Raw genomic sequence first — 6,299 nt, 5'->3', positions numbered from 1 at the left:
AGCTCGCCCTGATCATCGGAGGCCGGCAGTGCGGCCGCCTGCGCATAGCGCTCGGCGTCGTTCAGAATCTCGCGCGGGAAGGTGAGCACGGCGTCGCCTGCTTCGGGCAGCCCGGCGTTCGACATGAGCGTGAGGATGTCGAGATCACCGGACGCGTTGACGAGACGGTGCACCGTGCCGGGCGTGAACCAGACCACGGCCCCCGGGAAGAGCGGGGTCGTCTCGAACCCGCGCGAGCTCAGACTCTCGAGCTCGCCGTCGCCGCCCAGCACCACGTAGCCCTCCGTCGACGCCGTGTGCAGGTGCGGCGAGCCGCCCCTGCGACCGTCGGCGGCGGGCCAGTCGTAGACCCGAAGGCGCGAGACGGCGATGCCGCCGGGCAGGCCCCGCGCGAGGGCCGCCTCGGCGGAATCCGACCCGCTCATTCGGCCGTGACGAAGGACTCGCGCCACGGTGCGCCGCTGCCCTCCATGCTCGCGTAGAACGGGGAATCCGCGTCGATGTCGCCGCTCGCGACGCGAGCGCCCGTGAACGACGACGCGTAGATGCCCGCGATGAGCTCGAGCGTGCGCCGCGCCGCGCCGGTGTCGACGGGAAGCGGCAGACCCCGCTCGCGCGCGTCGAGCACGGCGGCGAACTGGGCGGCGTGGCCCGAGTTCCCGTGCGGCCCCTCGGCCCACAGCGCCTCGACCTCTGCCTCGTGGCCCGGGGCCGGGGTGATCTTCCAGTTGTCGTCGCCGTAGCCGTAGAGGTGCTCGAGCTCGACGGTCGCGAACTCGAAGTCGAAGCGCAGATAGCTCGTCTCGCGGGGCGACAGCAGGCTGTTGACCACGGTCGCGACAGCGCCGTTGTCGAAGGTGACGATGGCGGTCGAGAGGTCTTCCGTCGCGACGGGGCGCGCCTGGCGCGCCGAGACGGCGACGACCTCGGCCCACGGCCCGAGGATCGAGAGCATCGTGTCGAGCTGATGGATGCCGTGGCCCATCGTCGGCCCGCCGCCCTCGATGTTCCAGTTGCCCCGCCACGGCACCTCGAAGTACGCATCGGGGCGGTACCAGAGCGTGTTGCAGACGGCGACCATGGGGCGGCCGAGCCGCCCGTCGGCGAGCCGCTCGCGCAGCCACGTCGCGCGGCCGCCGAAGCGGTGCTGCGAGACCGTCGCGAAGTGCGCGCCGGAGGCCCGCTCGGCGGCGGCGAGCTCGTCGATCTCGGCGAGCGAGAGGGCAGGCGGCTTCTCGCAGAGCACGTCGACGCCTGCGGCGAGGGCCGCGAGCGCCTGCTCCCTGTGGAGGCCCGGCGGGGTGCACAGGTGCACGAGGTCGGGATGGCCGTGCTGGAGCAGCTCGTCGAGGCTCGCGAAGCCCGCCTCGACGCCGAACTCCGTCTGGAAGGCGGCGAGGCGCTCAGCGTCGACGTCGACCGCGCCGACGATGACGGCCCGCTCGCCGAGGCGCGCGATGCTGTCGGCGTGGACGCGCGCGATGCCGCCCGTGCCGACGATTCCGATGCGCACGGGGCCGCCCGTCGCCGCGCTCATCGGGCCACCGCCTCTGCCGCGATGGCTACGCCGGCGTCGGCCAGCACCTGCACACCGAGTTGCGCGAGCTCGCCCATGCGCGCCGCGTCGCTCGCGCCATCGGCGATGACGACCGCATAGTCGAGCGCGAGGCTCTCGTCGGCCTCGAGCGTGCGCGCCTCATCGAAGAACGGCGCCGGGTTGAGGCAGGCGAACGGCTCCGAGCGCGCGAACCACTTGGTCGGCAGGCCGCTGCCGTAGGCGCCATCGATGACGACGACGGTCGACGCGGCATCGATCTCGTCGTGCTTCCCGCTGAAACCGGCCCACAGGCTCTGCGTGCCGCGCAGCTCCTCGCCCTCCGTGCCGTCGGCACCCACCATGTAGCCGCCGGTGAACGAGCGGGGTCCGCGCCAGAACAGACCGCCGTAGCCCGCGTTGTCGCGGCCCTCGGTGGTGGGCGAGCCAATGCGCAGGGGAGCGCCGGACACGTTCGTGATGGTGCTCGACCACGTCAGCGTCCACGCGTCCTCGCGCTCGCCGACGACCGCGCGGATCGTGCGCGCCTCATCGACGATCGGCAGGCCCGCGGCCTCACCGGCAGCGGGCTCGCTCACCCAGGTGAGCCGGTGCGAGAACGTGGCAGAGCCGTGCGAGGCGGATGCCTGGTCGACGGATGCCTGGTCGACGGACGCCTCGAGCAGCTCGGTGTGCTCCATGGAGCCGTTGTTGCCGAGGTCGGCGTAGCCCGTCGCGCGCGTGTAGGTGGGGCCGCCCCAGAAGTTGTGCGGGCCGACGTTCGGAAGCGAGAGCGCGATGCCCTTGTGCCAGACGTGGTCGTGCGGCCGGAAGGTCGTCACGAGCTTGCCCGAGCGCGTGCGGACGGGGTGGAGGTACGGGCGCGGGGACTCGTACTGCGCCTCGGTCGGCCGGTAGACGTAGCGCAGCAGCTCGGTCTCTGCGCGCTCGCAGCGTGCGCGGACGGAGACCTCGGAGCCGACGGCGTGGAGCAGCGAGAGTGAACCGGAATGGCTGGCCATGGACGGGAATCCTTCGAAAATCGTCATTGATTGCTGCCGGGCCCGGCGATCAGGCCTCGCGAGGCGCCCCGACGTCAAGGGAGCCTAGTGCGCCCCCGGTGGTGGATGATCGGTTGACGACTACGGGAGGGACTCATGGGGCGTGATGACGGGCGCCGGCCGCCTGCGACCCTGCAGGACGTCGCGCGCGAGGCGGGCGTCTCGCTCGCGACCGCGTCACGATCGCTGAATGGCAGCGCGCGCAAGGTGCGGGAGGACTACCGTGCGCGCGTGCTCGCCGCGGCCGAGCGCCTCAACTACGCCCCGAACCTTCAGGCGCAGGCCGTCGCTCGCGGTCGCACGAGCCTCGTCGGCATCATCGTCAGCGACATCACCGACCCCTACTTCGCGCAGATCGCCGGTGGCGTCATCGCCGCCGCGGAGGCAGGGGGCCTCGTCGCCACGATCGGCGTCAGCGGGCGCGACCCCGAGCGCGAGGTGCAGCTCGTCGCCGCCCTGCGCGGCCAGCGACCCACCGGCATCGTGCTCGTCGGCAGCCGGGTCGCGGATGCCGCGGTGACGGCGCGCCTCGAGGCGCAGCTGCGGGACTTCGAGAACGAGGGCGGTCACGCCGTGCTGGTCTCGCAGGCCGGGCTGCCGTTCGACACCATCGCCTTCGACAACGAGGACGGCGCCCGGGCGCTCGCGCGTCGATTGGGCGCAGCCGGCTACGCGAACGCGGTGGTGCTGGCGGGCCCGGAGCCGCTGTCGACTTCGCGCGAACGCACAGAAGGATTCCTCGACGGGTATGCATCGACGGGGCATCCGCGCGACGCCGTCGCTGTCGTGCACAGCCGGTTCACGCGCGACGGCGGCTACGAGGCGATGGGCGCGGTGCTCGAGAGCGGACCACGCCCGGATGTCGTCTTCGCCGTCAACGACGTGATGGCGGTCGGCGCCATGGCGCGGCTGCGTGCCGCGGGCCTCGAGCCAGGCCGTGACGTCGCGGTGGCCGGCTTCGACGACATCGAGACGCTGCGTGACGTCTCGCCCGGTCTCACCACGGTGCGCCTGCCCCTCGAGCAGGGCGGAGCGACCGCCGTCGACCTGATCCTGAAGCGCGCGAGCGAACCCTGCCTCGTGTCGCTGCCCGGGGAGATCGTGATTCGGGCCAGCACCCCCGGCCCCGCTGCCGAAGAGGCCTGACGACCAGGAAAAGCGACCACGCGATGAGGCATTGCGCTGGCGGCCGGTCACGAGCATGATGGGTAAGCGCTTTCCCGAATCCCGGAAGCCACAGCTCATCAGCGTCGATGAAAGGAAACCGGCCATGACCATGGCGGCCCAGCTGCCGAGGCAGCGCCTCAACTCCGACCAGCGGAACGCGTTCGCGGCATCCCTGCTCGGCTGGATGATGGATGCCTTCGACTACTTCCTGATCGTGCTCGTCTACGCGGACATCGGTGCCGACTTCGGCGTCTCGCTCGAGAAGATGGCGTACCTCACGACGATCACCCTGCTCATGCGCCCGATCGGGGCCTACCTCTTCGGCATCTGGGCAGACAAGGTCGGGCGCCGCATCCCCCTGATCGTCGACGTCTGCTTCTACTCGCTGGTCGGCTTCCTGTGCGCGTTCGCGCCGAACTTCACCGTGCTGTTCGTTCTGCGGCTGCTCTACGGCATCGGAATGGGCGGCGAGTGGGGTCTCGGGGCTGCGCTCACGATGGAGAAGGTGCCGCGCAACCGCCGCGGTTTCTACAGCGGCCTGCTGCAGGCGGGCTACTCGGCCGGGTACCTGCTCGCATCGCTCGCCTTCCTGCTGGTCGTCTCGGCTGCCGGCCTGAGTTGGCGGTGGCTCTTCGCGCTGAGCATCATCCCTGCCCTCATCTCGCTCATCCTGCGCTCGCGGGTGCGGGAGTCGGAGGTGTGGGAGACGACCCAGACGAACCTCAAGATCACCCAAACGTCGATCCGCACCGTGTTCTTCAACGGCAAGATCGTGCGCCGCTTCATCTACTTGGTCCTGCTGATGGCGGCGTTCAACTGGATGAGCCATGGAACGCAGGACATCTACCCGACGTTCCTCAAGGCCACCGACGACGGCGGCGCGGGCCTGTCGCCGGCGACGGCGACCTGGATCGCCGTCATCTACAACGTCGGGGCGATCGTCGGGTGTGTGGTGCTCGGCTCGCTTTCCGACCGGTGGGGGCGAAAAGCGACCATCATCCTCGGCGCGGCGCTCACGCTGCCGCTCATCCCGCTGTTCGCCTTCTCGTCGACGGCATTCTGGCTGTGCGCGGGGTCCGCGCTCATCCAGTTCACGACGCAGGGCGCATGGGGCGCGATCCCTGCGCACCTCAACGAGATGTCGCCGAACGCGATCCGCGGGTTCTACCCCGGTGTCACATATCAACTCGGCAACGTCATCGCGGCGTTCAACCTCCCGATCCAGCAGGCGCTTGCGCCGCACATCGGCTACCCGCTGGCAATGACGTTCACCGTTGCCGGGGCGGCGGTCGCGGTCATCCTGCTCACCGCGTTCGGTCGGCAGGCGAAGGCCATCGACTTCACCTCGGAAGAGAAGCTCGCGGAGGTCAGCACCAATGTCGTCTGAGTCGACGATCGGAATCATCATGAACGGCGTCTCGGGGCGCATGGGGTACCGGCAGCATCTCGTGCGCTCGATCCTCGCGATCCGGGACGCGGGCGGCGTCGCCCTGTCGGACGGGCGCCGGGTGCAGGTGAAGCCGATCCTGGTCGGGCGGCACGAGGACAAGTTGCGCGAGATCGCGGCGCGGCATGACATCGCGGACTGGACGACGAGCCTGGACGCGGCGCTGGCCGACCCGCGGTGGGACGTCTACGCGGATTTCCTCGTCACCGAGGCGCGGGTTCCCGCCATCACGAAGGCCATCGCGGCCGGGAAGGCGGTCTACACCGAGAAGCCGACCGCCGAGAACTTCGAGGACGCGCTCGAGCTCGCCCGGCTCGCGAAGGAGGCCGGGGTCAAGAACGGCGTCGTGCACGACAAGCTCTACCTGCCCGGCCTGCGCAAGCTGAAACGGCTGATCGACGACGGGTTCTTCGGGCGCATCCTGTCGGTGCGCGGCGAGTTCGGCTACTGGGTGTTCCCCGGTGACGGTGTGCCCGCGCAGCGGCCGTCGTGGAACTACCGCGCCGAGGACGGCGGCGGCATCGTGCTCGACATGTTCCCGCACTGGAACTACGTGCTCGAGAACCTGTTCGGCCGCGTCGAGACGGTCTATGCCCAGACGGCGACGCACATCCCGACCCGCTGGGACGAGCGCGACCAGGCGTACACCGCCACCGCCGACGACGCCGCCTACGCGATCTTCGGCCTCGCGGGCGGCGTCATCGCCGAGTTCAACTCGAGCTGGGACGTGCGCGTGAACCGCGACGAGCTGCTCGAGCTGCAGGTCGACGGCACAGAGGGGTCGGCCGTCGCCGGCCTGTTCGGCTGCAAGGTGCAGCACCGTTCGGCGACGCCGAGGCCGACGTGGAACCCGGACGTTCCCGACGGCCACGACTACGCCGCCGACTGGCATGAGGTCCCGATCACGCAGGAGTTCGAGAACGGCTTCAAGGTCCAGTGGGAGGAGTTCCTGCGCCACGTCGCTGAGGACGCCCCGAACCGCTACGACTTCCTCGCCGGCGCCCGCGGCGTGCTGCTCGCCGAGAAGGGGCTCGAGTCCGCGGCGACGGGCGCGCGGGTCGAGCTGCCCGAGGTGACGGTATGAGCGAGC

Annotated in this window: 6 protein-coding genes; 3 read left to right on the top strand and 3 right to left on the bottom strand. The window is 70.4% G+C overall.

Features of this window, described 5'->3' with window-relative positions; translation table 11 throughout:
* From ACM2XV_RS11210 to ACM2XV_RS11200, 3 genes are all read right to left on the bottom strand, one after another.
* The coding region (locus ACM2XV_RS11210) for a cupin domain-containing protein (RefSeq protein ID WP_487026978.1) at positions 1-425 on the bottom strand (425 nt) is incomplete at its 3' end.
* Positions 422-1,537: a Gfo/Idh/MocA family protein gene (locus tag ACM2XV_RS11205; protein ID WP_487026977.1), complete on the bottom strand. Its 1,116-nt coding sequence runs from the start codon at positions 1,535-1,537 to the stop codon at positions 422-424. The genes ACM2XV_RS11205 and ACM2XV_RS11210, both read right to left, overlap by 4 nt.
* On the bottom strand, positions 1,534-2,556 hold the full coding sequence (locus tag ACM2XV_RS11200; RefSeq protein ID WP_487026976.1) for a DUF6807 domain-containing protein: 1,023 nt from the start codon (positions 2,554-2,556) through the stop codon (positions 1,534-1,536). The genes ACM2XV_RS11205 and ACM2XV_RS11200 overlap by 4 nt, the downstream gene beginning before the upstream one ends.
* 135 nt (positions 2,557-2,691) lie before the next feature.
* On the opposite strand from ACM2XV_RS11200, the gene ACM2XV_RS11195 reads away from it, so the two are divergent.
* From ACM2XV_RS11195 to ACM2XV_RS11185, 3 genes are all read left to right on the top strand, one after another.
* Entirely contained in the window at positions 2,692-3,741 is a 1,050-nt protein-coding gene (locus tag ACM2XV_RS11195) for a LacI family DNA-binding transcriptional regulator (protein ID WP_344778552.1), read from the top strand.
* Between the two features lie 124 nt (positions 3,742-3,865).
* A complete protein-coding gene (locus ACM2XV_RS11190; RefSeq protein ID WP_344778550.1) occupies positions 3,866-5,149 on the top strand; it encodes an MFS transporter in 1,284 nt (427 codons plus the stop codon).
* Positions 5,139-6,293, top strand: a complete 1,155-nt coding sequence (locus ACM2XV_RS11185; RefSeq protein ID WP_487026975.1) for a Gfo/Idh/MocA family protein — start codon at positions 5,139-5,141, stop codon at positions 6,291-6,293. The genes ACM2XV_RS11190 and ACM2XV_RS11185 overlap by 11 nt, the downstream gene beginning before the upstream one ends.
* Positions 6,294-6,299 lie beyond the last annotated feature (6 nt).

The sequence above is a fragment of the Gryllotalpicola sp. CP2-P1 genome (assembly GCF_057512245.1).
This window is presented reverse-complemented; position numbering and strand designations above follow the sequence as displayed.